The following is a 25,489-nucleotide window of genomic DNA, read 5'->3' as shown; positions in this document are numbered from 1 at the left end:
TGAACTGGGAAAACGGCGAGAAAGAGGACCACGGTGTGAAGACCACGCAGCGAGTGACGGACCGCCTGGAAGCGCGCACGGAGACCGCCGAGCACGCTTCCGCCGAGCCCGTCGGCAGGCCTGGACTGCGCGAGCGGAAGAAGCAGCGCACCCGGGACGCCCTTCTGCGTGCGGCACTCGAACTCTTCACGACCAAGGGCTACGAGGAGACGACCGTCGACGAGATCGCCGAAGCGGTCGACGTCTCGCAGCGCACGTTCTTCCGGTACTTCGCCAACAAGCAGGAAGCCGCCTTCGCGGTCCAGGAGATGGTGGAGGCGCGGTTCGTCCAGGCCGTGCGCGACCGCCCCGCACACGAAGCCCCACTGGAGGCGCTGCGCGGTGCCGTTCTCGGCACTTGGGAGGCGATGGGCCAGTCCATCGAGGAGGTGGTCCCGGTCGAACTCCACATGCGCACCTACCAGATGATCGAGTCGACACCCACCCTCGTCGCCGCCCACCTGCGCCGCTCCATCGAGATGGAGGACGAGGTCGCCCGCGTGATCGCCGAACGCGAGGGGCTCGACCTGGAGAGCGATCCGCGCCCGCGCGTGGCGGTGGCCGCGTTCAGCGGCGTCATGCGGATCACGGGGCGCCAGTGGGGCGCAGGCGAGGACACCAGTCCGGAGTCGATCCGCGAGCTCACGGAGACGTATCTCGACCACCTGGGGCCCGCGTTGGCGCAGGGCTGGCGCACACACCGGCCGACACCGTCCGAGTAGCTCTTCAACCAGCTGAATTCTCCCAAGCGTTACGTGTTCGCACGTACACTCTGAGCCACCGTCACCCCCGTCGCGCCGCGCGCGTGCGCCACTTACGGAGCGTGATCGGTCGAGATCAGATGCGCCCGCTTTGCCTCAATTACCCCTACAGAAACGTGATCTGCCTCACGCGATGCACGGTAGGCATCACGGTTCTCCTAGGGTGTTCCGTAGTGACTTCCTTCGACTCATCCCCCCAACTCAACGCGTGGCGCGCTCTGCTCGCGCTGGCCGTCGTGTTCGTCATGCTTGCGACCACCGGCTGGACCGCCGTGCGCCACAACAGGGGCGACGCCTCGCCCCTCCAAGCCGCGCTCTCCGCCTGGGAGCGGGGAAGTATCGACGGGCGCCGCCTGCCCGACCCCGACGCTTCCTCCACCAAGCTCGCCCGCTTCTTCGCCTCGCTCGACGGACACCAGCGCAACCGGCTCGCCGGCCGCTACCCGCTCGCGGTCGGCAACATGAACGGCGCGCCCGCCACGCTTCGCTACCGCGCGAACCACATCGCCCTGGGGCAGGCCCGCAAGGTCGAGCGTGAGCGCATGCACGACAAGCGCCTCTCCCCCTTGGGGCAGCATGAGGCCGAGCGCAGGATGAAGCGGTTCGGCGTCATGATGCGCCCGGGACGCCAGGTCCTGGCCTTCGACCCCATGGGCTCCGGACGCATGGCAGAGGTCTTCGGAGACATAGACAAGGCCCGTCGCGTCTCCGTCGTCGTGCCCGGCGTCGACACCAACGTGCTGACCTTCGAGCGGACGTTCCGCAAGTACTCGGCACCGGTGGGGATGGCGAAATCGCTCTACCGCGCGGAGCGCTCGGTCAGCCCTCGCGGACATACCGCCGTGATCGCCTGGGCCGACTACACCGCACCCGTCGGGATCGGCGTCGACGCGGCGACGGCCATGCGCGCCGAGGACGGGGCCACGCGCCTCGAAGCCATGGTGCGCGGCCTGCCCGGCCGCAGCCCGGTCGCGCTGTACTGCCACAGCTACGGCTCCGTGGTGTGCGGTGTGGCCGCACGGGACCTGCCCTCGAGGGTCAGCGACATCGCGGTAGCGGGAAGCCCCGGCATGCGCGCCGACACGGCCTCCCAGTTGGGCACGGGTGCCCGGATCTGGGCCACCCGGGACGGCGACGACTGGATTCAGGACGTACCGAACATGGAGTTCGGCGGGCTCGGCCACGGCGCCGACCCGGTGGCCGAAGGGTTCGGCGCGCGCGTGCTGTCCGCGGCCGGCGCTCAAGGGCACACCGGCTATTTCGAGCCGGGCACGGAGAGCCTGCGGAACTTCGCAGAAATCGGAACTGGTTCGTACCACGCGGTGCGATGCGCGAGTGAGGACGGTGCCTGCCGGAAGGGTATTTCCGGTGGGGCAGCGGCCTGACGCGCGTAGAAATCGATGAAACAGCGGCCCGCCGCAGGAGGGACGGAGGCGCGCGTGCCGCCTACGATGAGCCGCATGGGTGATGTTCTGGCCGGATTTCATGCCGCCTGGGAGTTCGAGTCCGACTCTGTGCTCATCCGCTTCGAACGGGGAATCCGCACACCGAAGCTGTTCCAGACACTCGGTGAACGGCGCATCCCCCATGAAGCGATCTCGGCGGTGACGCTCTCCCCCGGCAAACGCGGGACGGTGATTCTGCATGCCGTGCCGAGACCGGGCGCCGATCCTCTGATGGAGGCCGCGGCGGGGCAGCTCAAGGAGAGCTGCGACCCGTACCGCCTGGTGCTGCCCGCGGAGCGGGAGACGCTCGCCGAGTACTACGCGGACGAGCTGCGGGCACAGATCTCCGCCGACGACGGCGAGCCCGCGGAGCGCTATCTGGTGGCGTCGCCCGAGGCGCCCCTGCAGTTCAAGGCGTACGACGGGAAGGCGAGCTTCGACGGGAAGCTGGTGTCCTTCCGGTGGTTCTGGACGGGCGCCTCGTCGGCGAAGTGGAAGGCCGGTGACCAGAGCTTCCTCGTCACCGACCTGAGCGGCATCGAGTGGCGTTCCCCCGAGGTGTTCGAGGGCCACCTGCGCCTGCTGCGGCGCGAGACCCCGGTGGCGCAGCCCGCACAGGCCGACCAGGACCCGGCGGCCGTCGTCTTCGGCCTCGGCTACGGCCCGGTCCACGAGTCGCTGCCGTTCGCCGCGTCGGTCCTCGCCGCGGTGCGCGCATCGAGCTCGGCCCTGAACTCGGACGGTGTCGGCAGCGGCGCCTCCGCCACACCGTCCGTGCGGCGCGACCCGGCCGACATCGCCGAACGCATCCGGCACCTGGGCGAACTGCACCAGGCGGGCCTGCTCACGGACGACGAGTTCACGATGAAGAAGACCGAACTGCTGGCGGAACTGTGATCCCTGCGGGTGCTGGTGCCGCCCGCAGGGGACCTGGTGATACCTGGGTATGAGGCACGGTCCGGCTCCCCGGTATGACGCCACGGCGAGAGCTTCATGCCTACTCTGATCAGGCCATGAGCAGCGCATCGACACCTCCCGATCCCATACCGCCCCATCCCACATCGCCTGACCCGGCACCTCTCACATCGCCCGACCCTGCACCTCACGAGACGACGCCTCCCGGTCACGCGCCCCGACGTCCCACGTCCGCGCCGGACGGGCGACCGGGCCCTTTCCGCCGCACCACGACGGCAGTCCTCGACGGCCTGCGCACGGCGGGGACCGCACTGTCGGCGCCCTCGGGGCCGAACGAGCCGCTGCTCGCACACGCTCCCAAGCGCTGGGTGCGGATGCTGCCGCTGGTCATCGCGTCCTGTTTCGTCGCCGTCCTCATCCCGGTCACCGTCCAGGTACTGACGAACGACTACGGCGTCGACGGCGGCCTGGCCGGTGCCCTGGGAGTTGCCCAGGCCGCGCCGCTGCTCCTCGCTATCACCCGGCCGCTGATGGCGTGGTGGATCGTGATCGTCGCGGACGTCCTCGGGGCCGTCGCGACGCTGGCCGCGGACCCGACCCGCCCCGCCCCCTGGACCCCCATGATCATCGTGGGGTACCTGGTCCTGTGCATCGCGCTGTCCGTGCGGGAGAGCCGCCGCACGCTCCTCGGAATCTGGCTGGTCACCGTGGTCGCCGGCGTCGTGCTCGGTGCGTTCCGCGACGGCGGCAGCCAGGACACCGGTGTGCTGCTGACCGTGCTGAGCGGCGCCGTGCTGCTCCTCGGCGCCCTGCTGCGGGAGCGCAGCGACGCCCGGCGCAGGCTCGTCGAGCAGGAGAGCATCAGCGAGACCGAGCGCGCCCAGCGCACACTCCTCGAGGAACGGGCCCGCATCGCCCGCGAGTTGCACGACGTCGTCGCCCACCACATGTCGGTGATCACCGTCCAGGCCGACTCCGCGCCCTACCGGCTCCATGACCTGCCCGACGAGGTGTGCGATGAGTTCGACAGCATCGCGGCGAGCGCACGGGAATCCCTCACCGAGATGCGGCGGCTGCTCTCGGTGCTGCGCAGCGAAGGCGCGGACGGTGAACGGGCGCCCCAGCCAGGGCTCGAGAGGCTGCCGCACCTCGTCGAGGCCACGGTGCGGGCAGGTATACCGATCGAGCTGTCGCACCTCGAATTGTCGATCCTCACCCAGCTGGCCAAGGTGACCCCGGCCGTGGACCTGTCCGCCTACCGCATCGTGCAGGAAGCCCTGTCGAACGTGATGCGCCACGCGCCGGGCGCACGCACCAGGATCACACTGACCCTGGACACCCGGAACCTCCTGATCCTCGTCGTCAACGGCCCGTCCGACGCACCACCTGCCCGCCTGGAGGGCAGCGGCACGGGGCACGGCCTCGTCGGCATGCGCGAGCGCGTACGGTTGGTCGGCGGCACCGTCGACGTCGGTCCGCTCCCCGACGGCGGCTTCCGCGTGGCCGCCCGGCTCCCCCTCATCCCGAAGGACTCCGGCACCGCATGACCATCCGCGTGATCATCGTCGACGACCAGGCCATGGTGCGGGCGGGATTCGCCGCACTGCTCGCGGCGCAGAGCGACATCGACGTGGTGGGCGAAGCCCCGGACGGCACGAAGGGCGTCGAGGTCAGCCGCAGCACTCACCCCGACGTCGTCCTGATGGACGTCCGCATGCCGGAGATGGACGGACTCGATGCCGCCCGAGCCCTGTTGGACCCGCCGCCTGGCGTGGTGCACCGGCCGAAGGTGCTCATGCTCACCACCTTCGACGTGGACGACTACGTGTACGAGGCGCTGCGCGCCGGAGCCTCCGGGTTCCTGCTGAAGGACGCGCCGCCCGCCGACCTCATCTCGGCCGTACGTGTGGTGGCGTCCGGCGAGGCCCTGCTCGCCCCGTCGGTGACCCGCCGTCTGATCGCGGACTTCGCCAAGCAGCGGTCCGCGCCCCGCAAGGACGCCCTCCGCCTCAACGGCCTGACGCCGCGTGAGACCGAGGTACTGGTGCTGATCGCACGCGGCCTGTCCAACCAGGAGATCGCCGAACGCCTCGTGCTCGCCGAGCAGACGGTGAAGACCCACATCGGCCGCGTGCTCAACAAGCTGGACCTGCGGGATCGCGCCCAGGCCGTGATCTTCGCCTATGAATCAGGGCTGGTCACACCAGGCGAGCAGTAGCCCGTCCCAGCCCCACCCCCTACCGGGGTATCACCTGGACATACCCCGGTATCACCTGCGAGTTGGCTCCTCGGTGTGACGTGCCCCGGCCCACCGTCTCCCTACCTTTCGCTTCGTCAGGCCACAGCGCGCCACGAAGCGGGGAGGGAGACGGGCCATGCGGCTTCGGTCCTGGAAAGCACGGAGCAAGAGGGCGCTCGTCGCCGCCTCACTCATGACGACAGTCGTGGTGGGCACGGCGGGTTGGGCCATCGGAAATGAACAGCAGCCGCTCACGGGCCCACCACCCGGCACGAGTTCCTGGCGGGCGGACCGTTCACTGAACGTGCGGCTGCCCGACCCGGCGACCGCGTCCCCCGCCCGGATCTCAGCGTTCTTCGACTCGTTGAGCCCCGCCGATCGGCAGCGACTGGTAGCACGCCACCCGTCCGTCGTCGGAAACCTGGACGGCGCCCCCATCTCCCTCCGGTATGAGGCCAACTCCCGTTTCCTGAAGCAGGAGCTCGCCCGCGAGCGCGCCCGATCGACCGACCCCGACCTCACCCTCCAGGACCATGAGCGGGCCCGCTCCCTGGCCGTTCGCTACGAAGAGCTGCTGGCCCCGGGACGGCAGATAATGGCGTTCGACCCACGAGGCCGAGGGCAAATCGCGGAAGTGTACGGCGACTTGCCCACTGCCGAGCATGTCTCCGTCGTCGTGCCGGGCTCCGACATCGACCTCAGCACCTTCGACCGCAGCAAGGACAAGTACGGGACACCGGCGGGCATGGGCCGCTCCCTGCGCGCGGCAGCGGACGCCCGCACCGCCGTGATCGCCTGGGTCGGGTACACCACCCCGGTCGGCCTCGGCCCCGACGCCGCCACGGGCCGACTGGCCGAGGCCGGCGCTCCGCGCCTCGCGCGCTTCGCCCAAGGCCTGACGGCGGCCGGCGCCCCGCGGCCCGCCGTCTTCTGCCACAGCTACGGCTCGGTGGTGTGCGGCCTCGCCGCACCGCGGCTGCCCGCAGCCGACCTAGTGGTCTTCGGCTCCCCGGGAATGCGCGCCGACAGCGTCTCCGACCTGCACACCACCGCACGCGTCTGGGCCGCCAAGGACGACAGCGACTGGATCGACAACGTGCCGAGCGTCGAGCTGTTCGGCCTCGGGCACGGCGAGGACCCGACCGACCCCGCCTTCGGTGCCCGCCGGCTCCCTGCCGAGCAGGCCGAGGGCCACACCGGCTACTTCGCCCCCGGCACGGACTCCCTGCGCGCCTTCGCCCTCATCGCCGACGGAGAAGTCTCCCCCGACGGCACCACACCTACCGGAGCACGGACATGAGCCTTCCCGCCCCGAGCGCGCCGCGCAGCCTGAACGCACCGCGCACCGCGAACACACCGCACATCATGAACACACCGCGCACCGCGAACGCGCCCCGAACCGTGAGCCAGCCCCGCACCGCGCGCAAGCCGCCCACCGTCAACGCTCGACGCACCCCGAGCACAGGAAGCACCCCGAGCACAGGAAGCATCCTCAGCACACGAAGCACCCCCACCACACGCCGCGCCCTGAGCGCGCTGCGCGGCACCGCGTCCGCCATCGATGCCAAGACCCCCGCCCATCGTGACCGGGCGATAGACGGGCTGCGTGCCCTCGCCCTGCTCGCCGTCCCGACCGGGCACTGGCTCCTCGGCGGATTCACCCTCGACTCCGACGGCGCCCTGCACAATGCCAGCCCGCTCGCCTCGTTCGGCTTCCTCTCCCCGGTCAGCTGGGTGCTGCAGATGCTGGGCATCTTCTTCCTGGTCGGCGGCTATGCCTCCACGCTGTCGTACCGCCGGGCGAGAGCGCGAGGCGAGTCGACCGGCGGCTGGCTGCGGGGGCGACTCGCCCGGCTCGGTCGGCCGGTCCTCGGCGTAACCGCCGTGTGGGCCGCGCTGATCCCGACGCTGTCCGCGCTGGGAGTGCCGGGTGCGACCCTGCGCACCGCCTCCACGTTGGTCATCCAGCCGCTGTGGTTCGTGGGCGTCTATGCGGTGATCACGGCCCTCACCCCGGGGTGCATCCGTGCGGCGGAACGATTGAAGGGCTGGGCCGCGGTGCCGCTGCTCGGGTCGGTGGCCGTCGTCGACTTCCTGCGCTACGGCCCGTATGCGGAGGCGATGCCCTCCTGGCTGAGCCTGCTGAATCTGCTGCCGGGCTGGCTCTTCGCCTATCAACTGGGCGTCTGCTGGGGCGAGAAGAGGCTGGGGAAGCGTGGTGCGTGGCTGCTCCTCGTGGGCGGTACCGCACTCTTCGTCATGCTGCTCCTCCTCTTCCACTACCCCGCGTCGATGGTCGGGGTTCCCGGCGAGGCCCGCACCAACTCGCACCCGCCGTCGCTCCTGGTCCTCGCTCTCGCCGCGGCGCAGAGCGGTGCGGCGATCCTCCTGCGGGACCGCATCGGCAGGCTGCTGCGCAGACCGGCCCTGTGGGCTCCGGTCGTCGTCATCAATCTCTCCGCGATGACGATCCTGTGCTGGCATCAGACCGCGCTGCTCACGGCGGCGGTGCCCGGCTCGTTCCTCGGCGAGGTGCCCGGGCTGACCACCAGCCCCGATACGTTCGGGTGGACGGCCTGGCGCGTCGCCTGGCTTCCGATCTTCGCGGGGCTGCTGCTCCTGATAGGGCGGTACGCACGCGGGTTCGAGGCCCCGTGGACCCGGGCATCCCGCGCACGGCGCGCCCTCGCCGGGCTCTTGGCGGCGGGCTTCGCGGTCTTCGCCTTGGGGCTGGCGTGAGTGCGGGGTTGAACCGGGTGCTCCGGCGAACTCCCAGGCCGCGCCTGCAGCCACCCGCGCAGGTGTCCTACCCGCCCGCCCGGGGGCTTGGTGTGAGCACGGGGATGCACCGGGCACCCGGGCAGACCCCCAGACCGCCCGCACAGACACCCCACATAGCCACCACGACGCAGGAGCCCGACCTCTCCATCGGTGTCCCCGCCACGACGCAGGAGCCCGGCCTCCCCACCAGCGCCCCCGCCACGACGCAGAAGGCCGACCTCCCCACCAGCCTCCCTGCCACGACGGAGAAGCCCAGCCTGCAGTCCGGCCTACCTACCCGCGCACCGAGACCGTCCCTACTCGCGGCCCGCCGACGTGGACGTCATGTCGGCGTAGCGGTCGCCCGCGACGGCGGCGGCGATCGGGGACAGCAGGGCGAGCTCGTCCTCGGTGAGGGTGATGCGGGTGGCCGCGGTGTTCTCCTCGACCCGGGTCGGCTTGCGGGTGCCGGGGATCGGGACGACGGCCAGGCCGTGGACGTCGGCCTGCTGCTGGACCCAGGCCAGTGCGACCTGGCCGAGGCTGGCTCCGTGGGCGTCGGCGATGGAGCGGACGGGGTCCAGGAGGGCCGCGTTGGCGGTGGCGTTGGCGCCGGTGAAGCGGGGCTGCTGGCGGCGGAAGTCGTCCTCGCCGAGCTCCTTTTCGGCGCTGACGAACGAGCCGGTGAGGAAACCGCGGCCGAGCGGGGAGTAGGGCACGAGGGCCACGCCGAGCTCGGCGGCCGTGGGGACGACGCCGCGCTCGATGTCGCGGCTGAAGAGGGACCACTCCGACTGGACGGCGGCGATGGGATGGACGGCGTGTGCGGCGCGCAGTTCGCCGCCGGTGACCTCACTCAGGCCGACGTGCTTGACCTTGCCCGCGGTGACGAGCTCGGCGAGCACGCCGACCGTCTCCTCGATGGGCACGTTCGGGTCGCGGCGGTGCATGTAGTAGAGGTCGATGACGTCCGTGCCGAGGCGGCGGAGGCTGGCGTCGACGCTGGAGCGGATGTACACGGGGCTGTTGTCGATGCGCCGCTTCGTCGGCTCGGCCGGGTCGATGGCCAGGGCGAACTTGGTGGCGAGGACGATCTCGTCGCGGTGGGCCTTGATGAAGGGGGCCAGGAATTTCTCGTTCTCGCCCATGCCGTAGACGTCGGCGGTGTCATAGAGGGTGACGCCCAGTTCCAGGGCGCGGTCCAGCGTGGCCCTGGCCTGGTCGGTGTCCGTGGGGCCGTAGGCGAAGCTCATGCCCATGCAGCCCAGGCCCTGGACGCCGACTTCGGGGCCGCCCGTGCCGAGCCGAACCTTTGCCATTGCCTTGTCCGTCATCAGTCAGGGCCTTTCCGACGCCTGGCGGGCGCATGCATAGTTGTCGATCTTGTAGTCGAGGACGGCGAGGGTGTCCTGCAGCTCCGTGATGCGGGCGCGGACGTCGCGTCGGGTCTGCTCCAGGAGTTCCTGGCGGTCGGGGAAGGTGTGCTCGCCCTCGCGCACCAGCTCCGCGTAGCGGACCATGTCCGCCACCGGCATCCCGGTCAGGCGGAGTTTGCCGACGAAGGCGAGCCAGTTCAGGTCCCGGTTGCGGTAGCGGCGCTGGCCCGTGTGGGAGCGGTCGATGTGCGGCATCAGGCCGATCCGCTCGTACCACCGCAGGGTGTAGGCGGAGAGACCGGTGTGGGCGGCGACTTCGCTGATCGTGTAGTGGTCCTGGCCGTCCGGGCTCGGGGGCGCGGCCGGTCCGGGTGCGCGGACAGCGGTCCCGCTCGCTTCGGTCCTGGTCTCCATCACCGTCATGCCCCTCACGCTAGAACCCTGGAGTGCACTCCAAGCAAGCTGATCCAGGAGAAATTCCGGAGACGTCTCGGCTCGTGTTCACTACGGTCCCGGCATGAATCTCGTACGACGGGCCACGCCAGAGGATGCCGAGGAACTGCTCAGACTGAGGCAGGTGATGATCGACTCTGTCTTTGCCGTGGAATCCGGGCCCGGGGCTGGCGCTGGGTCCGGCTCCGGCTCCGGCTCCGATACCAGTTGGCACGCCGAGTCCCTGGCGACCGTGCGGCATCGGCTCGCGGAGCCCGAGGGAAGCTTCGTGGCGTTCGTCGTCGATCATCCGGAGCGGCCGGACGGGCTCGCGGCGCTGGTCGCCGGGTCGCTCGAATACCGGATCGGGCGGGCGGGCAATCCGCACGGCAGGGTCGGCTGCGTGTTCAGCGTCGCCACCGACCCGGACCAGCGGCGCAAGGGGTATGCGCGGGCGGCGATGGAGGCGCTGCTCGACTGGTTCCGGGAGCACGGGGCGGGCAGCGTGGACCTCAACGCGTCGGTCGAGGCGGAGCCGCTGTACGCGTCGCTCGGCTTCGTGCGCAAGGCCGACCCCTCGATGCGGCTCAACCTGTAGGACGCATAGGCTCGGGGGCATGCAGAGCCTGGCGTTGATCGAGAACTGGCCGGTCCCCACCGCTGCCGCGGCCGTCGTCCGTGCGGACGGCACCGTCGCGGGGACGCACGGCCCCACGGACCGGCGTTTCGCGCTCGCCTCGGTCACCAAACCCCTCGCGGCGTACGCGGCGCTCGTCGCGTACGAGGAGGGGGCGATCGAGCTCGACGAACCCGCGGGGCCCGAGGGGTCGACGGTGCGGCATCTGCTCGCGCACACCAGTGGGCTCGCGTTCGACGAGCACCGGGTGACGTCGGCGCCGGGGACTCGGCGGCTGTACTCGAACGCCGGGTTCGAGGTGCTGGGGGAGCACATCGCCAAGGCGACGGACATTCCCTTCGAGGAGTATCTGCGGCAGGCGGTCCTCGTGCCGCTGGGGATGACGTCCACCACGCTCGAGGGTGGGCTCTCGCCCGCCAAGGACGGGGTGTCGACGGTCGACGACCTGGTGCGGTTCGCGGCGGAGGTGCAGGCTCCGCGGTTGCTGGACGCGCGGACCGTGGCGGCGGCGATGACAGTGACGTATCCGGGGCTGAAGGGCGTCCTTCCCGGGTACGGGCACCAGAATCCCAACGACTGGGGGCTCGGGTTCGAGATCCGGGACTCCAAGGCCCCGCATTGGACGGGGAGTTCGTCGTCGCCGCGGACGTTCGGGCACTTCGGGCAGGCGGGGACGTTCTTGTGGATCGACCCCGATGCGCAGGCGGCCTGTGTCGCGCTCACCGACCGGCCCTTCGGGCCGTGGGCGGCCGAGGTGTGGCCGCCGTTCACCGACGCGGTGCTCGCCGAGGTCCGCGGGTGAACGACCGGGCCGACCGCGCCTGACGGCGTCCCCGCGGCTATGGGGCGCTCGTCATCTCCCAGATCAGTAGTTCCGCGGCGTCCGAGGCCGTCCCTTCCAGGGCCGATTCGTCGCTGATCCGCGCGGAGTCGCCGGGGCCCAGCCGGTCGTCGGCGAGGGCCAGTTCGCCGTGCACCACGTGGACGTAGACGAACGGCGCGTCCGGGACCGCCAGCCGCTCCCCCGTCGCCAGGCGGCGCACGTGGAGGAGTGCGCCCGCGCCGGGCACCGCGTACGGCGTGGAGTCGGCTATTCCGCGGACCACCTCGTAGGACGGGTCGCCGCCCGGCGCGAGGGGGGCCAGCCACATCTGGACGAAGACGAGGGGGTCCGGGCCGTCGTTGCGTTCCACATGGCGGACACCGCCCGCCGAGGAGAGGTGCTGGACGTCGCCGGGGCGGACCTGTGACGCACGGCCCGTCGAGTCGCGGTGGGTGAGCTCGCCCTCGACGACCCAGGTCACGATCTCCGTGTGGCTGTGCGGGTGCTCGTCGAAGCCCGCGCCGGGTGCGAGGCGTTCTTCGTTGCAGGCCAGGACCGCGCCGAAGCGGAGATTGTCGGGGTCGTAATGAGGGCCGAAGGAGAAGGCGTGGCAGGACTCGATACCGGCCGCGGTCTCCCCGCCGCGGTACCGGTCGCCGGAGCGCCGTACGTCAATCACGCCTCCACGGTAGGACAGGTCGCGGCCCCGGCACCGCACGTCCCCGCCCCGATAAGGCAGTCTTGTCCCGTGCCCGAACCTTCAGCGAACGAAGCCCACCAGAACGCCCGCCGGTCCGCCCATGCCCATGCCGCGACCCTGAAGCGTCTGGAGAAGTCGTCCGGGAGCCTCGCGGCGCAGGCCATCGCGCGCATGGACGAGACGCTGTCCTGGTACCGGGCGATGCCGCCGGAGAACCGGTCCTGGATCGGTCTGGTCGCCCAGGCCGGTATCGCCGCGTTCACCGAGTGGTTCCGGCACCCGGACGCCCCGCAGGCCATCTCCACCGACGTCTTCGGCACCGCCCCCCGCGAGCTGACCAGGGCGATCACCCTGCGCCAGACCGTGGAGATGGTGCGTACGACGATCGAGGTGATGGAGTCGGCGATCGACGAGGTCGCCGCCCCGGGTGACGAGTCGGTGCTGCGCGAGGCGCTCCTCGTCTACGCACGCGAGATCGCCTTCGCCACCGCACAGGTGTACGCGCAGGCCGCCGAGGCACGCGGTGCCTGGGACGCCCGGCTCGAGTCGCTGGTCGTGAACGCGGTGCTGTCCGGAGAGGCCGACGAAGGGGCCGTCTCGCGCGCCGCCGCTCTCGGGTGGAACTCCCCCGAGCATGTGTGCGTGGTCCTCGGCACGGCCCCCGACGGAGACAGCGAGCTGACCGTCGAGGCCATCCGCCGCGCCGCCCGGCACGCGAAGCTGCAGGTCCTGACGGGTGTCCTCGGTGACCGTCTGGTCGTCATCGCGGGTGGGAACGACAATCCGCTGCATGTGGCGAAGTCCCTCATCGGACCGTATGCCGCGGGCCCCGTCGTGGCCGGGCCGATCGTCCCCGATCTGCTCGCCGCGACCCGTTCCGCGCAGGCCGCGGCCGCCGGACTCAAGGCCTCCGCCGCCTGGCAGGACGCCCCGAGGCCCGTCCTCGCGGACGATCTGCTGCCGGAACGCGCGATCGCGGGGGATCCGGCGGCGCGCGAGCAGTTGGTGGAGGAGATCTACAGACCACTGGAGGAAGCGGGCTCCGCGCTCCTGGAAACGCTCAGCGTGTATCTGGAACAGGCCAGCAGTCTCGAAGGTGCGGCCAGGATGCTCTTCGTCCACCCGAACACCGTGCGCTACCGGCTCCGACGTGTGACTGACGTCACCGGCTGGTCGCCTTCCGATGTGCGCTCCGCTTTCACGCTGCGTATCGCACTGATCCTGGGACGTCTGGCCGACGGCGATCCTCAGTCATAGAGTTTGGCGGCGGGTTTGTCGGCCCTCTACAAATCCCCCAGCCGTTCTTCGTCCCTGTCCCCACGGGCGGCTCCCACCGTCCACAAGAGAGAGTGTAAGAGTGCTCGTACTCGTCGCTCCCGGCCAAGGCGCTCAGACGCCCGGCTTCCTGACCCCCTGGCTCGACCTCCCCGGTGCTGCCGACCGCATCGCCGCCTGGTCGGACGCCATCGGGCTCGACCTCGCCCACTACGGCACCCAGGCCGACGCGGACGCGATCCGTGACACGGCCGTGGCCCAGCCGCTGCTCGTGGCCGCCGGTCTACTCTCCGCCGCGGCACTCGGTGACATCACGCCGGGCGCCGTGGCCGGGCACAGCGTCGGCGAGATCACCGCGGCCGCGTACGCCGGTGTCATCACCGAAGACGACGCCCTCGGCCTGGTCCGCACCCGTGGCCTGGCCATGGCCGACGCCGCCGCCGTCACCGAGACCGGCATGGCCGCGCTGCTCGGCGGCGACCCCGACGTCACCGTCCCGCACCTGGAGAAGCTCGGGCTGACCCCGGCGAACGTGAACGGCGCCGGCCAGATCGTTGCCGCAGGCACCCTGGAGCAGCTCGCCGCGCTGCAGGAGGACAAGCCCGAAGGCGTCCGCAAGGTCGTCGCCCTCAAGGTCGCGGGCGCGTTCCACACCGAGCACATGGCGCCCGCCGTGACGCGTCTGGAGGAGGCCGCCGCAGGTCTCACCGTCGCCGACCCGAGGCTCACCTACGTCTCGAACCGCGACGGCAAGGCGGTCACCACCGGCGCCGACGTGATCTCCCGGCTGGTCGGCCAGGTCGCCAACCCGGTCCGCTGGGACCTGTGCATGGAGACGTTCAAGGAGCTCGGCGTGACGGCGCTGGTCGAGGTGTGCCCCGGCGGTACGCTGACCGGTCTGGCCAAGCGTGCCCTGCCCGGCGTCAAGACGCTCGCGGTGAAGACCCCCGATGACCTCGACGCGGCCCGCGCGCTCGTCGCCGAGCATTCCTGAGCCGACGACAGACAAGGAGCCGTAGCGCATGACGAAGATCAAGGCCAGCCAGGGCCATCCGTACGCGCGGATCATGGGCGTCGGCGGCTACCGTCCCACCCGTGTCGTGCCGAACGAGGTCATCCTCGAGACGATCGACTCGTCCGACGAATGGATCCGCTCCCGCTCCGGCATCGCGACGCGCCACTGGGCCTCCGACGAGGAGACCGTGGCCGCGATGTCCGTCGAGGCCGCGGGCAAGGCGATCGCCGACGCCGGCATCACGCCCGAGCAGGTCGGAGCCGTGATCGTCTCCACCGTCTCGCACTTCAAGCAGACCCCGGCCATCGCGACCGAGATCGCGGACAAGATCGGCGCGGGCAAGCCCGCCGCGTTCGACATCTCCGCGGGCTGCGCCGGATTCGGTTACGGCCTCACGCTCGCCAAGGGCATGGTCGTCGAGGGTTCCGCCGAGTACGTCCTGGTCATCGGCGTGGAGCGGCTGAGCGACCTCACCGACCTGCACGACCGCGCGACGGCGTTCCTGTTCGGTGACGGCGCGGGCGCCGTGATCGTGGGCCCCGCCAAGGAGCCGAGGATCGGCCCGACGGTCTGGGGCTCGGAGGGCGACAAGGCCGAGACGATCAAGCAGACCGAGGCCTGGGACGTGTACCGCAACGGCGGTGCGCCTGCCAAGTACCCTGCCATCACGCAGGAGGGCCAGGCGGTGTTCCGCTGGGCCGTGTTCGAGATGGCGAAGGTCGCCCAGCAGGCGCTGGACGCGGCCGGAATCACCGCGGACGACCTGGATGTCTTCATTCCGCATCAGGCCAACGAGCGGATCATCGACTCGATGGTGAAGACTCTGAAACTGCCGGAACACGTCACGGTGGCCCGTGACGTGCGCACCACCGGCAACACCTCGGCCGCCTCGATCCCGCTCGCGATGGAGCGGCTCCTGGCGACCGGGGAGGCGAAGAGCGGCGACACTGCCCTCGTCATCGGCTTCGGGGCGGGTCTCGTGTACGCCGCGACGGTCGTTACCCTCCCCTAGGCAACACGTCCGGATCATCCGATCCGTACCGCTGAAACCAACCTGCCGCTGCCGCGGCGGGCGCCACACCCTCTGGATACGTAAGAAGGAGCGCCAACATGGCCGCCACTCAGGAAGAGATCGTCGCCGGTCTCGCGGAGATCGTCAACGAGATCGCCGGCATCCCGGTCGAGGACGTCCAGCTGGACAAGTCCTTCACCGACGACCTGGACGTCGACTCGCTGTCCATGGTCGAGGTCGTCGTCGCCGCCGAAGAGCGCTTCGACGTGAAGATCCCGGACGACGACGTCAAGAACCTCAAGACGGTCGGCGACGCGACCAAGTACATCCTCGAGCACCAGGGCTGACCCAGCCCGTGCTCTGTCGCCACCCGGCGGTGGCGCCGCTGATCCCCTCAACACCGTGGAGAATTTTCCTGTGAACTCGACCAATCGCACCGTGGTCGTCACCGGTATCGGCGCAACCACACCGCTGGGTGGCGACGCAGCGTCGACGTGGGAGGGCCTGCTCGCGGGCCGCTCCGGCGTCAGCGCGCTGGAGCAGGACTGGGCAGCCGAGCTGCCCGTCCGCATCGCCGGTCAGATCGCCGTGGAGCCCGGCGAGGTCATCCCCCGCCCGCAGGCCCGCAAGCTGGACCGGTCGGCGCAGTTCGCGCTGATCGCGGCCAAGGAGGCCTGGGCGGACGCCGGCTACACCGCCAAGGCGGGCGAGGACACCTCGGTGGACCCGCACCGCCTGGGCGCGGTCATCGCCTCCGGCATCGGCGGCGTGACCACGCTGCTCGACCAGTACGACGTGCTCAAGGAGAAGGGCGTACGCCGCGTCTCCCCGCACACCGTGCCGATGCTGATGCCCAACTCCCCGGCGGCCAACGTCGGCATCGAGCTGGGTGCCCACGCGGGCGTCCACACCCCGGTGTCGGCCTGCGCCTCGGGCGCCGAGGCCATCGGCTACGCGATCGAGATGATCCGCACCGGCCGCGCCGACGTCGTCGTCGCGGGCGGCACGGAGGCGGCGATCCACCCGCTGCCGATCGTCGCGTTCGGCAACATGATGGCGATGTCCAAGGACAACGACGATCCGCAGGGCGCCTCGCGTCCCTACGACGCCTCCCGCAACGGCTTCGTGCTCGGCGAGGGCGCCGGCGTCATCGTCCTGGAGTCCGAGGAGCACGCCAAGGCCCGCGGCGCGAAGATCTACGCGGAGGCCGTCGGCCAGGGCATCTCGGCCGACGCCCACCACATCACGCAGCCCGAGCCGTCCGGCAACGGCATCGCCGCGGCGCTGCAGAACCTGATCGACACGACGGACCTCAAGCCCGCCGAGATCGCGCACGTGAACGCGCACGCGACCTCGACGCCGCAGGGTGACGTCGCGGAGATCAAGGCGCTGCGCAAGGCGTTCGGCGACGACGTCGACCACATGGCGATCTCCAGCACCAAGTCGATGACCGGTCACCTGCTCGGTGGCGCGGGCGGCGTGGAGACCGTGGCCACGGTCCTCGCGCTGAAGAACCGCGTCGCCCCGCCGACGATCAACATCGAGAACCTCGACCCCGAGGTCGACGCGGACGTCGTCCGCGGCGAGGCCCGCGCGCTGCCCGAGGGCAGGATCGCGGCGCTGAACGACTCGTTCGGCTTCGGCGGCCACAACGTCGTCCTGGCGTTCCGGACCGTCTGAGTCCGCTGCGGCTGAACCTGCCGTACGTACGCGAAGGGCCCCACCGATCCGGTGGGGCCCTTCGCGTACGTCGGACCACTTTTCAGACCGCGGTCAGACCACTTGGTGCAGCCAGCGCACGGGCGCGCCCTCGCCCGCGTACCTGAACGGTTCGAGCTCGTCGTCCCACGGCTTGCCGAGGAGCTTGGCGAGCTCGGCCTCCAGGTCGCTCTCGCCGCGCTGCGAGCGGGCCAGCGCGGCGCGGAGCCGGTCCTCGGGGATGAGGATGTCCCCGTGGATGCCGGTGACGGCGTGATAGATGCCGAGCTCGGGCGTGGCGCTGTAGCGCTCGCCCTCGGCGCTTGCGCAGGGCTCCGCCGTGACCTCGAAGCGCAGCAGATCCCAGCCGCGCAGGGCGGAGGCGAGCTTGGAGGCGGTGCCCACCGAGCCCTGCCAGGAGAATTCGGATCTCCAGGTGCCCGGCGCCGCGGGCTGCCTGATCCAGTCGAGGCTCACACGCGCACCGAGCACGCCCGCGACAGCCCACTCGACGTGTGGGCACAGCGCGCGCGGAGCGGAGTGCACATACAGAACTCCACGTGTCGTCACCGGGACCTCCAGTGTGGGTCGAGGTTCGCCTTCCCCAGCGGCCTCGCGCCCGTGCCGAGCAGTTTTCCCCAAATACTAGATAAACCTGGGAAAAGGGGACAGATGTGACGTGATGTAATTTAGCGGAACCACAAGAGCGAGGCGTCACCGGGTGGACCACCCGCCCTGTCGCTGCCGTGACAGCAGTGGCCCGGCGGCTACGGGCCCGAGGCTACCGTGCGGCGGCGCAAGGAGTGTGACGTACCGTCGGTCCAGAGGCCAGGAAACTCCGACCTTTCACCCGGCGGGGCGCAACCTTGGGCACGCGCACGACGTCACGTTGAACGACCGAGGGGAGCAGGGATGCGGAACCGCAGGCGCCGCTCACGCGCCGTCGTCGCAGTCGCGACGGCGGCCCTTCTCTGCGGCGGGGCGCTCACCGCCTGCGACGCGCAGGGCGGGAACTCGGGGGCACCGGGCGGTGAGTCCGCCCACGGCAAGCCGTCGCCGAAACCCACTCCCGCCTGGGACACCTCGCCCCGCTCGCTGGCCGCGGTCGGCGACTCCATCACGCGCGGCTTCGACGCCTGCTCGGTGCTCTCCGACTGCCCCGAGGCGTCCTGGGCGACCGGCACCGACAGCGAGGTCGACAGCCTGGCGACGCGGCTGCTCGGGAAGGAGCGGGCCGCCTCGCACAGTTGGAACCACGCGAAGACCGGCGCCCGCATGGAGGATCTGGACGGACAGATCCAGGCGGCCGCCGCGGACCGTCCCGAGCTGGTCACGGTGATGACGGGCGCCAACGACGCGTGCCGCTCGTCGGCCGCCGCGATGACGCCCGTCGGCGAGTTCCGCGCCGACTTCGAGCAGGCGCTGCGCACCCTGCGCCGCGAGCTGCCGAAGGCGCAGGTGTACGTGGCGTCCGTGCCGGACCTGAAGCGGCTCTGGTCGCAGGGGCGGACCAATCCGCTGGGCAAGCAGGTGTGGAAGCTGGGCATCTGCTCCTCGATGCTGGCCGACCCCGACGACCTGAACGCGGCCGCGACCGAGCGGCGCGACTCGGTGCAGGACCGCGTGGTCGCGTACAACAAGGTCCTTGAAGACGTGTGCGACAAGGACCGGCGCTGCCGTTACGACGGCGGGGCGGTCTTCGACTACCGCTTCGACGGCGACCAGTTGAGCCACTGGGACTGGTTCCACCCCAGCAAGAACGGGCAGTCACGGCTCGCCGAGATCGCCTATCGGCAGGTGACGTCGAGGAAGCCCGTGGCGTGACGGGGGCCGCGTAGGGTCTCGATCATGCGTAGTGAACTCTTCGGAACGCTTCCCGACGGCAGCCCCGTCCACCGCTGGACCCTGGAGAGGGCCGGGGTACGGGTACGCGTCCTGACGTACGGCGGAATCGTGCAGTCGGCGCAAGTGCCCGACCGTTTCGGGCGGATGGCGTCGGTGGCGCTGGGGTTCGAGGAGCTGGCGGGGTATCTGGCGCATCCGGGGCCGTACTTCGGGGCGGTGGTGGGGCGGTACGCGAACCGGATCGCGGGCGGCGCCTTCGAGGTCGACGGGCGTGCGTACCGCCTCGCGCGGAACAACGGGCCCAACGCGCTGCACGGCGGCGAGCGCGGCTTCGACAAGCACGTCTGGGACGCGGAGCCCGCCGACGGGCACGGGGTGCGGCTCTCGCGGATCTCCCCCGACGGCGAGGAGGGCTATCCCGGGCGGCTCGCGGTCTCGGTGACGTACACGCTCGACGAGACCGGGGCGCTGCGGATCGCGTACGAGGCGACGACCGACGCGCCGACCGTCGTGAACCTCACCAACCACACGTACTGGAACCTCGCGGGGGCGGGCACCGGGACCGCGCTCGGGCACGAGCTGCGGATCGCCGCGTCCCGCGTCACCCCGGTGGACGGGGACGGGATTCCCACCGGGGAGTACGAGGACGTGGCGGGCACGCGGTGCGACTTCCGCGCGGCACGCGAGGTCGGACCCGGCTTCGACCACAACTACGTGCTCGACAAGGGGGTCACCGCGGAGCCGGTCGAGGTGGCCGGGCTGAGCGATCCCGGCTCCGGGCGGATACTGACCGTCTCGACGACGGAGCCGGGGCTGCAGCTCTACACGGCGGACCACTTCGCGGCGGACCTGCCGTTCGCGCCGGGCGGCGGGATCGCGCTGGAGACGCAGCACTTCCCCGACTCCCCGAACCGGCCGCGGTTCCCCGGGACGGAGCTGCGGCCGGGCGGGGTGTACGCGTCGGAGACGGTGTACGGCTTCTCGTCGCGCTAGCACGGTCCGCCGGACCCCTCGGGCGATGGTCCGCCGGCCCCCTCAGGCGATGAGCGTCTCGGTCAGTCGGCGGTCGGCCACCGAGCGGCCCGCCTGGACCTCGTACGTGCCGCTCCGGTACGTCCAGGAGTCCGTGCCCTCGTCCCAGGTCTCGAAGGCCCTGCGCGGGAGTTCCACGGTCACCTCGACGGTCTCGCCCGGCGCCGCCACCGCGCCCGCGAAGCCGGCCAGCCAGCGGGCCGGGCGGTCGGGGTCGCCGGGGGCGGGGGCCAGGTAGACCTGGACGACCTCGCGGCCCGTGCGGTCACCGGTGTTGCGGACGCGGATCGTGGCCGTCGTGCCTTCGACGGTCAGCGACTCGTACGTCCAGTCGGTGTAGCCGAGTCCGTGTCCGAAGGCGTAGGAGGGCGTGGCGCCCGCCTCCTCCCAGGCCCGGTAGCCGATGAACACGCCCTCGGCGTAGGCCAGTTCGCCTTCGGCGGGGGTGACGTCGGTGACGGGGGCGGCGGCCAGGTCGCCCCAGGTGGTGGGGAGGCGGCCGCCGGGCTCCTCGACGCCGAGCAGGACGTCGGCGAGGGCCGCGCCGCCCTCCTGGCCGGGGAACCAGCCGAGCAGGACGGCCGCGACGTCGTCGCGCCAGGGCAGCTCCACGGGTGAGCCGGAGTTGACGACGACCACGGTGTTCGGGTTGGCGGCGGCCACGGCACGGACCAGGTCGTCCTGGCGGCCCGGCAGCCGCAGATCGCGGCGGTCGAAGCCCTCGGACTCGACGCGTTCGGTGGTGCCGACGACCACGACGGCGGTGTCGGCGGCGCGGGCGGCGCCGACGGCCTCGGCGATCAGCTCGTCGGGATCGCGCCGCGGGCCGAGGTGGACGAGGGAGAACACGACGCCCCGCAGCGGGGCCTCGAAGTCCTCGGTGAGCGGGTGCCGCAGGGAGATCTCGACGGGTTCACCGGCGGTGAGCCGCACCCTGCCGCGCTCGACGGGCGAGCCGAAGAACGCCTCGAAGGGGTCGGACGCGGAGCCCATCCCCTGGACGCCGTCGTACAGGGTCTCGCCGCCGACGGTGAGGGTGAAGGCGCCGAGGCCGCTGGTGCCGAAGACGTGCTCGCCGCTCTCGCGCGGGGTGAAGGTGCCGACCACGTCGACGCCCGCCAGGGTCTCGTGGGTGACGCCGTCGGGCAGGTCGTCGCCGATCCACTGGACGTGGCCGGAGGGGAGGTTGCCCTCGCCGAGGACGGCGCCCGTGGCGTCGCGGCAGATCGCGCGGAGCGCGAACCCCTTGTCGGCGGCGGCGAGTTCGTCGCTGGGGTCGGCGCCGACGGCGTACGTGAGCGCGCCCTCGGGCAGGGCGGCGGTCAGGCCGTCGAGCGGGGAGACGACGTGGTCGGGGAAGACGGTGGCGGAGCCGCCGCCGAGGATGCGGGCGTCGCGGGCGGCGGCGCCGATGAGGGCGACGGTGCCCGCGCCGGTGCCGTCGGGGCCGAGCGGCAGGGCCCGGTTCTCGTTGCGCACGAGGACGAAGGCGCGGCGGGCGATCTCGCGGGCCAGGGCGTCGCCGTCGATCCCGGCCGGGAGGTCCCGCGGGGCGACGACCGGCTCGGCGCCCTCGAGGACGCCGACGCGGGCGGCGAGGCGCAGGACGTTGCGGACGGCCGCGTCGACGGTCTCCTCGGCGACCTCGCCCGCGCGTACGGCGGCGGCGAGCGGCTCGCCGTAGACGGTCCTCGGTCCCGGCATGGCGACGTCGAGGCCGCCCTCGATGTCGCCGGTGGTGGAGCGGGCGGCCATCCAGTCGGAGACGTTGTAGCCGTCGAAGCCCCATTCACCGCGCAGGACCTCGCCGACGAGGTGACGGTGCTCGGTCATGGTCACGCCGTTGACCTGGTTGTACGCGGTCATGATGCCCCACGGGTGGGCATGGGCGACGATCGCTTCGAAGGGCGCCAGATACAGCTCGCGCAAGGCGCGCGGGGGCACCTTGTTGTCGACGGTGAAGCGGTCGGTCTCGGCGTCGTTGGCGACGAAGTGCTTGACGGTCGTGCCGACGCCGCCGGACTGCACGCCCCGCACATAGCCGGTGCCGATGACGCCGGTCAGGAACGGGTCCTCGCTGTACGCCTCGAAGTGGCGGCCGCCGAGCGGGGAGCGGTGGAGATTGACGGTGGGGGCGAGCAGGACGTGCACGCCCTTGCGGCGGGCCTCCTGCGCGAGCAGGGCACCGGCGCGGCGGGCCAGGTCCTGGTCCCAGGTGGCGGCGAGCGCGGTCGGGGAGGGCAGCGCGACGGACGGGTCGTCGGCGGTCCAGCGGACGCCGCGCACGCCGACCGGGCCGTCGGACATCACGAGCGACCGGAGGCCGATCTCCGGCAGGGCGTGCAGGGCCCACATGTTCCGGCCGCCCAGGAGGCGGGCCTTGGCGTCGAGGTCGAGCTTGCCGAGTGCGGCCTCGACGGCCGCCTCGCGCGCCCGCTCCCCGTGCCGGTCCCGCTCGTGGTCCTGCCGCTGCTCGGTGGGCTGGGTCTCCGCCATGGCGGTGCCTCCTCGTTCCGTCCGTCTCGTGCCGTCCGCGCCGGTCCTTCCATCGTGCATCGGCCACCTGTAGAGAGGTAGGTTTCGTTACCCTGTCGTTATCTGTGGTCCGTTTTCGAAGATGTCGTACGGTCCTCCGAGCGAGGACACAGGGAAGGGGTGCGGGCCATGGCGGCCAGGGCCAGGAGCGAGGAGCGGCGCGCGGAGATCCTCCGGGCGGCGTTCGAGGTGATCGCCGAGCGCGGTTACCGGGGCGCGAGCCTCGGGGCGGTCGCCGAGCGGGTCGGGCTGACCCAGCAGGGCCTGCTGCACTACTTCCCCACCAAGGAGGCCCTGCTGGTCGCCGTCCTGGAGGCGCGCGACCAGTGGGACGCGGTGCCGCGCGGCGAGTGGCGCCTGGATCTGCTGGGCTCGCTGGTCGAGTACAACGCGATGCGCCCCGGCATCGTGCAGACCTTCTCCGCCCTGCTCGGCGAGAGCGTCACGCACGGGCACCCCGCCCGCGCCTTCTTCACGAAGCGGTACGAGGCGGTGCGCGAGAACTTCGCGGCGGTGCTGCGCGCCGAGTACGGCGACCGGCTGCCGGGCGGTCTCACCCCGGAGGCCGCCGCGCCGCTGATGGTGGCGGCGATGGACGGCCTGCAGTACCAGTGGCTGCTCGCCCCCGACGCGGTGGACATGCCGGGGGCGTTCAGGGACTTCCTGCGGCTACTGGGCGCCGGCTCCCCCGGCGGCGGCTCCCCCGGTGCCGACGGCGGCGACGACCTCGACCTCGACCAGCGCCCGCGGCGGGACGAGCCGTGAGACCGCGACGGTGGTGCTGGTGGGCGGGGTCCCGGTGAGGAACTCCTTGCGCACGGCGGCGTAATCGGCGAAGCCGTCCATGTCGGTGAGGTACGTACGGATGTTGATGATGTCGTCGAGCCCCGCGCCGTGCGCCGCGAGCAGCAGCCGCAGGGCCTCGAAGACACCGCGGGACTGGGCGGCCGTGCCGTCCCCTTCCGCGCACTGCCCGGAGACGTACAACAGGACGCCTCCGTCGGCGTGTTCGACACGGGCGACCTGCGAGTAAGGGCCGAAGGGCTGCGGGGCGCCGACGGGGTTGTCGATGGATATCTGCATGGCTGTTCCGTTCTCCTCAGCTGTCACGGCGGGCGCGGATGTGGGTGACGGCGCGGGCGATGTCCTCGTGGACGACGTCCGGGTCGGCGGCGGCCGCTTCGAAGTGGCTCAACACGGCGTCCATCGCGGGCAGTCGTGCCACCCCCGTCGCGAGGGAGACGTCCTTGACGGCGAGGTCGCTGCCGAAGTGCACGTCGGTCGCGAAGGCGCGGGCGACGGCGCCGCCGAGCGGGCCCGCGGCGAGGGCGCTCCTGGCGGTGTCCTCGTCCAGGCCGAGCGCGTCGGCGAGCTTCATCGCCTCGGCGACCAGGGCCACCCCGCCGATGACGGCGGTGTTGACGACGAGCTTGAGCGCGGCCCCGGAGCCGAGGGCGCCGGTGCGGGTGACGGGGCCGAAGCGGGCGAGGACCTGCTCCACGCCCGCCGCGTCACCGCCCGCCAGGATGCCGAGCCGCCCCTCTGCGGCCTTGTCCGTGCTGCCCATGACGGGGGCGTCGACGAGGGTCACGCCGTCCGGGACGCGGCCCGCCAGCTCCCGCACCGCTTCCGGCCCGACGGTCGACATCTCCACCCAGTGCGCGCCGGGGCGCAGCGCCGGGACCACGGCGTCCGCGACCTCCCGCACGGCGTCGGGCCCGGCGAGCATCGTGATGACGACGTCGGCCTCGCGCACGGCGTCGGCGGGGCTCGCGGCGGCCGTGGCCCCCGCCGAGACGAGAGCGTCGGCCTTCTCGGGGGTGCGGTTCCACACGCTCAAGGGATGCCCGGCCAGCAGCAGTTGACGGGCCATCGGCTCGCCCATGTGTCCCAGACCGAGGAATGCGATCTTTTCCATGCGTCCGACGCTAGGCCCGGCCGCGCGATGCGACAAGCGAATGTCTAGCATGCCAGCCATGCCGAACCCGCATGCCGCACCCTCTGCCCACGGCACACGATCCGCCCGCGGCGCACAGCCCGCCCACGGAGCGGACACCGCCCCGCCCGAGCTGTCGACCGGCTGGCTCCGCACCTTCCTGGACGTGGCCCGGCACGGGTCGTTCACGGTGGCCGCGCGGGAGCTGGGGTGGACGCAGTCCGCGGTGTCGCGGCAGATCGCCGCGCTGGAGGCGGCGCTCGGCGGGGCGCCGCTCTTCGACCGGCTGCCGCGCGGGGTGCGGCCGACGGCGCAGGGCCGGGCGCTGCTGCCGCACGCGGAGGAGCTGCTGACACGACTGCACTCCATGGCACGGGAGTTGACGGCCCTGCGGGACGCGGCGGGCGGGCTGCTGCGGGTCGGGGCGTTCGCGACGGCGGACGCGGGTCTCGTGCCGCGGGCCATCGCCGCCTTCCGCTCCCGGCACCCCGGTGTGACCCTCACCCGCGAGGAGGGCCTGACACCCGCGCTCCTGTCCCGGCTCGCGGAGGGGGAGCTCGATCTGGCGGTGGTGTCGGCGACGGGCGGCACGCTGCCCGGCCCCGGCGAGGCGTACGAGCTGCACCACCTGCTCGACGAGACGCTCTACGTCGCGCTGCCCGCGGGACACGCGCTGGCGGGCGAGCCAGAGCTGCGGCTCCGCAGGCTCGCCGCGGAGGACTGGATCTCCGGCAGCGCCCGCATCGAGGGTTCCCTGCTCGACCCGGCGCTGCGGCACGGCTTCCGGCCGCGCGTCGCGCACGTCGTCGCGGAGTGGACGGCGAAGCAGGGGTACGTGGCGGCCGGGCTCGGCGTCGCCCTGGTCCCCGCGCTGGCGGCGGAGGGCGTACGGCCGGACATCGTGCTGGTTCCGGTACGGGACGAGGGGATGCCTCCGCGCGCGGTGTACGCGGCGACGGCGCGGGGCCGGACACCCGCGCCCGCGGTACGGCCGTTCCTGACGGCGCTTCGGGG

24 protein-coding genes and 1 pseudogene are annotated in these 25,489 nt (G+C 71.7%); 18 read left to right on the top strand and 7 right to left on the bottom strand.

Annotated features, from left to right (window positions below; all coding sequences use genetic code 11):
* The first annotated feature begins 65 nt into the window (after positions 1 to 65).
* The 7 genes from AOK03_RS07355 to AOK03_RS07325 all read left to right on the top strand — a co-directional run bounded on the left by AOK03_RS07355 (position 66) and on the right by AOK03_RS07325 (position 8,138).
* Positions 66 to 761, top strand: a complete 696-nt coding sequence (locus AOK03_RS07355; protein WP_055564373.1) for a TetR/AcrR family transcriptional regulator — start codon at positions 66 to 68, stop codon at positions 759 to 761.
* 212 nt (positions 762 to 973) lie between these two features.
* On the top strand, positions 974 to 2,185 hold the full coding sequence (locus AOK03_RS07350; RefSeq protein WP_055564359.1) for an alpha/beta hydrolase: 1,212 nt from the start codon (positions 974 to 976) through the stop codon (positions 2,183 to 2,185).
* A 66-nt stretch (positions 2,186 to 2,251) separates the two neighbouring features.
* Positions 2,252 to 3,142 (top strand): DUF4429 domain-containing protein, encoded by an 891-nt coding sequence (locus AOK03_RS07345; protein WP_055564358.1) that lies wholly within the window; start codon positions 2,252 to 2,254, stop codon positions 3,140 to 3,142.
* Between the two features lie 386 nt (positions 3,143 to 3,528).
* Positions 3,529 to 4,707 carry a sensor histidine kinase gene (locus tag AOK03_RS07340; protein ID WP_425264359.1) on the top strand — a complete coding sequence of 393 codons (1,179 nt, stop codon included), beginning with the start codon at positions 3,529 to 3,531 and terminating at the stop codon, positions 4,705 to 4,707.
* Positions 4,704 to 5,378 carry a response regulator gene (locus AOK03_RS07335; protein ID WP_055564357.1) on the top strand — a complete coding sequence of 225 codons (675 nt, stop codon included), beginning with the start codon at positions 4,704 to 4,706 and terminating at the stop codon, positions 5,376 to 5,378. The genes AOK03_RS07340 and AOK03_RS07335 overlap by 4 nt, the downstream gene beginning before the upstream one ends.
* A 157-nt stretch (positions 5,379 to 5,535) precedes the next feature.
* A complete protein-coding gene (locus AOK03_RS07330; RefSeq protein WP_055564356.1) occupies positions 5,536 to 6,699 on the top strand; it encodes an alpha/beta hydrolase in 1,164 nt (387 codons plus the stop codon).
* Positions 6,696 to 8,138, top strand: coding sequence for an acyltransferase family protein (locus tag AOK03_RS07325; RefSeq protein ID WP_244177514.1), 1,443 nt, complete (start codon positions 6,696 to 6,698; stop codon positions 8,136 to 8,138). Before AOK03_RS07330 ends, AOK03_RS07325 begins: the two co-directional genes overlap by 4 nt.
* 338 nt (positions 8,139 to 8,476) lie before the next feature.
* Here AOK03_RS07325 and AOK03_RS07320 read toward each other — a convergent pair whose 3' ends face one another.
* Positions 8,477 to 9,478 (bottom strand): aldo/keto reductase, encoded by a 1,002-nt coding sequence (locus AOK03_RS07320; protein ID WP_425264358.1) that lies wholly within the window; start codon positions 9,476 to 9,478, stop codon positions 8,477 to 8,479.
* An 18-nt stretch (positions 9,479 to 9,496) separates the two neighbouring features.
* The gene (locus AOK03_RS07315; RefSeq protein WP_055564354.1) at positions 9,497 to 9,958 is read right to left on the bottom strand and encodes a MerR family transcriptional regulator; all 462 of its coding nucleotides are present in this window, start codon (positions 9,956 to 9,958) and stop codon (positions 9,497 to 9,499) included.
* A 94-nt stretch (positions 9,959 to 10,052) separates the two neighbouring features.
* Here AOK03_RS07315 and AOK03_RS07310 point away from each other — a divergent pair, with 94 nt between their 5' ends.
* Positions 10,053 to 10,565, top strand: a complete 513-nt coding sequence (locus AOK03_RS07310) for a GNAT family N-acetyltransferase (RefSeq protein WP_055564353.1) — start codon at positions 10,053 to 10,055, stop codon at positions 10,563 to 10,565.
* Positions 10,566 to 10,584: 19 nt separating this feature from the next.
* Entirely contained in the window at positions 10,585 to 11,406 is an 822-nt protein-coding gene (locus AOK03_RS07305; RefSeq protein ID WP_055564352.1) for a serine hydrolase domain-containing protein, read from the top strand.
* 37 nt (positions 11,407 to 11,443) lie between these two features.
* On the opposite strand, the gene AOK03_RS07300 is transcribed toward AOK03_RS07305, so the two are convergent.
* Positions 11,444 to 12,106, bottom strand: a complete 663-nt coding sequence (locus AOK03_RS07300; protein WP_055564351.1) for a pirin family protein — start codon at positions 12,104 to 12,106, stop codon at positions 11,444 to 11,446.
* Between the two features lie 69 nt (positions 12,107 to 12,175).
* Here AOK03_RS07300 and AOK03_RS07295 point away from each other — a divergent pair, with 69 nt between their 5' ends.
* The 5 genes from AOK03_RS07295 to fabF all read left to right on the top strand — a co-directional run bounded on the left by AOK03_RS07295 (position 12,176) and on the right by fabF (position 17,109).
* Positions 12,176 to 13,384: a PucR family transcriptional regulator gene (locus AOK03_RS07295; protein ID WP_055564350.1), complete on the top strand. Its 1,209-nt coding sequence runs from the start codon at positions 12,176 to 12,178 to the stop codon at positions 13,382 to 13,384.
* 100 nt (positions 13,385 to 13,484) lie between these two features.
* Complete coding sequence (locus tag AOK03_RS07290; RefSeq protein WP_055564349.1) at positions 13,485 to 14,396, top strand: ACP S-malonyltransferase; 912 nt, start codon at positions 13,485 to 13,487, stop codon at positions 14,394 to 14,396.
* A 28-nt stretch (positions 14,397 to 14,424) separates the two neighbouring features.
* Complete coding sequence (locus tag AOK03_RS07285; protein WP_055564348.1) at positions 14,425 to 15,429, top strand: ketoacyl-ACP synthase III; 1,005 nt, start codon at positions 14,425 to 14,427, stop codon at positions 15,427 to 15,429.
* Positions 15,430 to 15,527: 98 nt separating this feature from the next.
* Positions 15,528 to 15,776, top strand: a complete 249-nt coding sequence (locus AOK03_RS07280; RefSeq protein ID WP_016642582.1) for an acyl carrier protein — start codon at positions 15,528 to 15,530, stop codon at positions 15,774 to 15,776.
* Between the two features lie 70 nt (positions 15,777 to 15,846).
* A complete protein-coding gene (fabF, locus tag AOK03_RS07275; protein WP_055564347.1) occupies positions 15,847 to 17,109 on the top strand; it encodes a beta-ketoacyl-ACP synthase II in 1,263 nt (420 codons plus the stop codon).
* 93 nt (positions 17,110 to 17,202) lie between these two features.
* Here the strand turns inward: fabF and AOK03_RS07270 are convergent, their stop codons facing one another.
* Positions 17,203 to 17,697 (bottom strand): DUF3145 domain-containing protein, encoded by a 495-nt coding sequence (locus AOK03_RS07270; protein WP_055564346.1) that lies wholly within the window; start codon positions 17,695 to 17,697, stop codon positions 17,203 to 17,205.
* A gap of 342 nt (positions 17,698 to 18,039) precedes the next feature.
* Between AOK03_RS07270 and AOK03_RS07265 the strand changes: the two genes are divergently transcribed.
* Both AOK03_RS07265 and AOK03_RS07260 read left to right on the top strand, forming a co-directional pair.
* Positions 18,040 to 18,951 (top strand): SGNH/GDSL hydrolase family protein, encoded by a 912-nt coding sequence (locus AOK03_RS07265; protein ID WP_055564345.1) that lies wholly within the window; start codon positions 18,040 to 18,042, stop codon positions 18,949 to 18,951.
* Positions 18,952 to 18,975: 24 nt separating this feature from the next.
* Positions 18,976 to 19,965, top strand: a complete 990-nt coding sequence (locus AOK03_RS07260; RefSeq protein WP_055564344.1) for an aldose epimerase family protein — start codon at positions 18,976 to 18,978, stop codon at positions 19,963 to 19,965.
* 42 nt (positions 19,966 to 20,007) lie between these two features.
* On the opposite strand, the gene AOK03_RS07255 is transcribed toward AOK03_RS07260, so the two are convergent.
* The gene (locus tag AOK03_RS07255) at positions 20,008 to 22,500 is read right to left on the bottom strand and encodes a glycoside hydrolase family 3 protein (protein ID WP_055564343.1); all 2,493 of its coding nucleotides are present in this window, start codon (positions 22,498 to 22,500) and stop codon (positions 20,008 to 20,010) included.
* 168 nt (positions 22,501 to 22,668) lie between these two features.
* On the opposite strand from AOK03_RS07255, the gene AOK03_RS07250 reads away from it, so the two are divergent.
* A complete protein-coding gene (locus tag AOK03_RS07250; protein ID WP_055564342.1) occupies positions 22,669 to 23,304 on the top strand; it encodes a TetR/AcrR family transcriptional regulator in 636 nt (211 codons plus the stop codon).
* On the opposite strand, the gene AOK03_RS07245 is transcribed toward AOK03_RS07250, so the two are convergent.
* Positions 23,209 to 23,622, bottom strand: coding sequence for a RidA family protein (locus AOK03_RS07245; RefSeq protein WP_055564341.1), 414 nt, complete (start codon positions 23,620 to 23,622; stop codon positions 23,209 to 23,211). The genes AOK03_RS07250 and AOK03_RS07245 overlap by 96 nt on opposite strands.
* 16 nt (positions 23,623 to 23,638) lie before the next feature.
* Positions 23,639 to 24,457: an NAD(P)-dependent oxidoreductase gene (locus AOK03_RS07240; protein ID WP_055564340.1), complete on the bottom strand. Its 819-nt coding sequence runs from the start codon at positions 24,455 to 24,457 to the stop codon at positions 23,639 to 23,641.
* Between AOK03_RS07240 and AOK03_RS07235 the strand changes: the two are divergent.
* A pseudogene (locus tag AOK03_RS07235) lies at positions 24,423 to 25,478 on the top strand (LysR family transcriptional regulator); the annotation flags it as partial. The gene AOK03_RS07240 and the pseudogene AOK03_RS07235 sit on opposite strands and share 35 nt — an antisense overlap.
* Positions 25,479 to 25,489: the final 11 nt, after the last annotated feature.

Origin of the sequence: Streptomyces atriruber (assembly GCF_001418325.1) — a bacterium.
In the GTDB taxonomy this organism is placed as follows: Bacteria; Actinomycetota; Actinomycetes; order Streptomycetales; family Streptomycetaceae; genus Streptomyces; species Streptomyces atriruber.
This window is presented reverse-complemented; position numbering and strand designations above follow the sequence as displayed.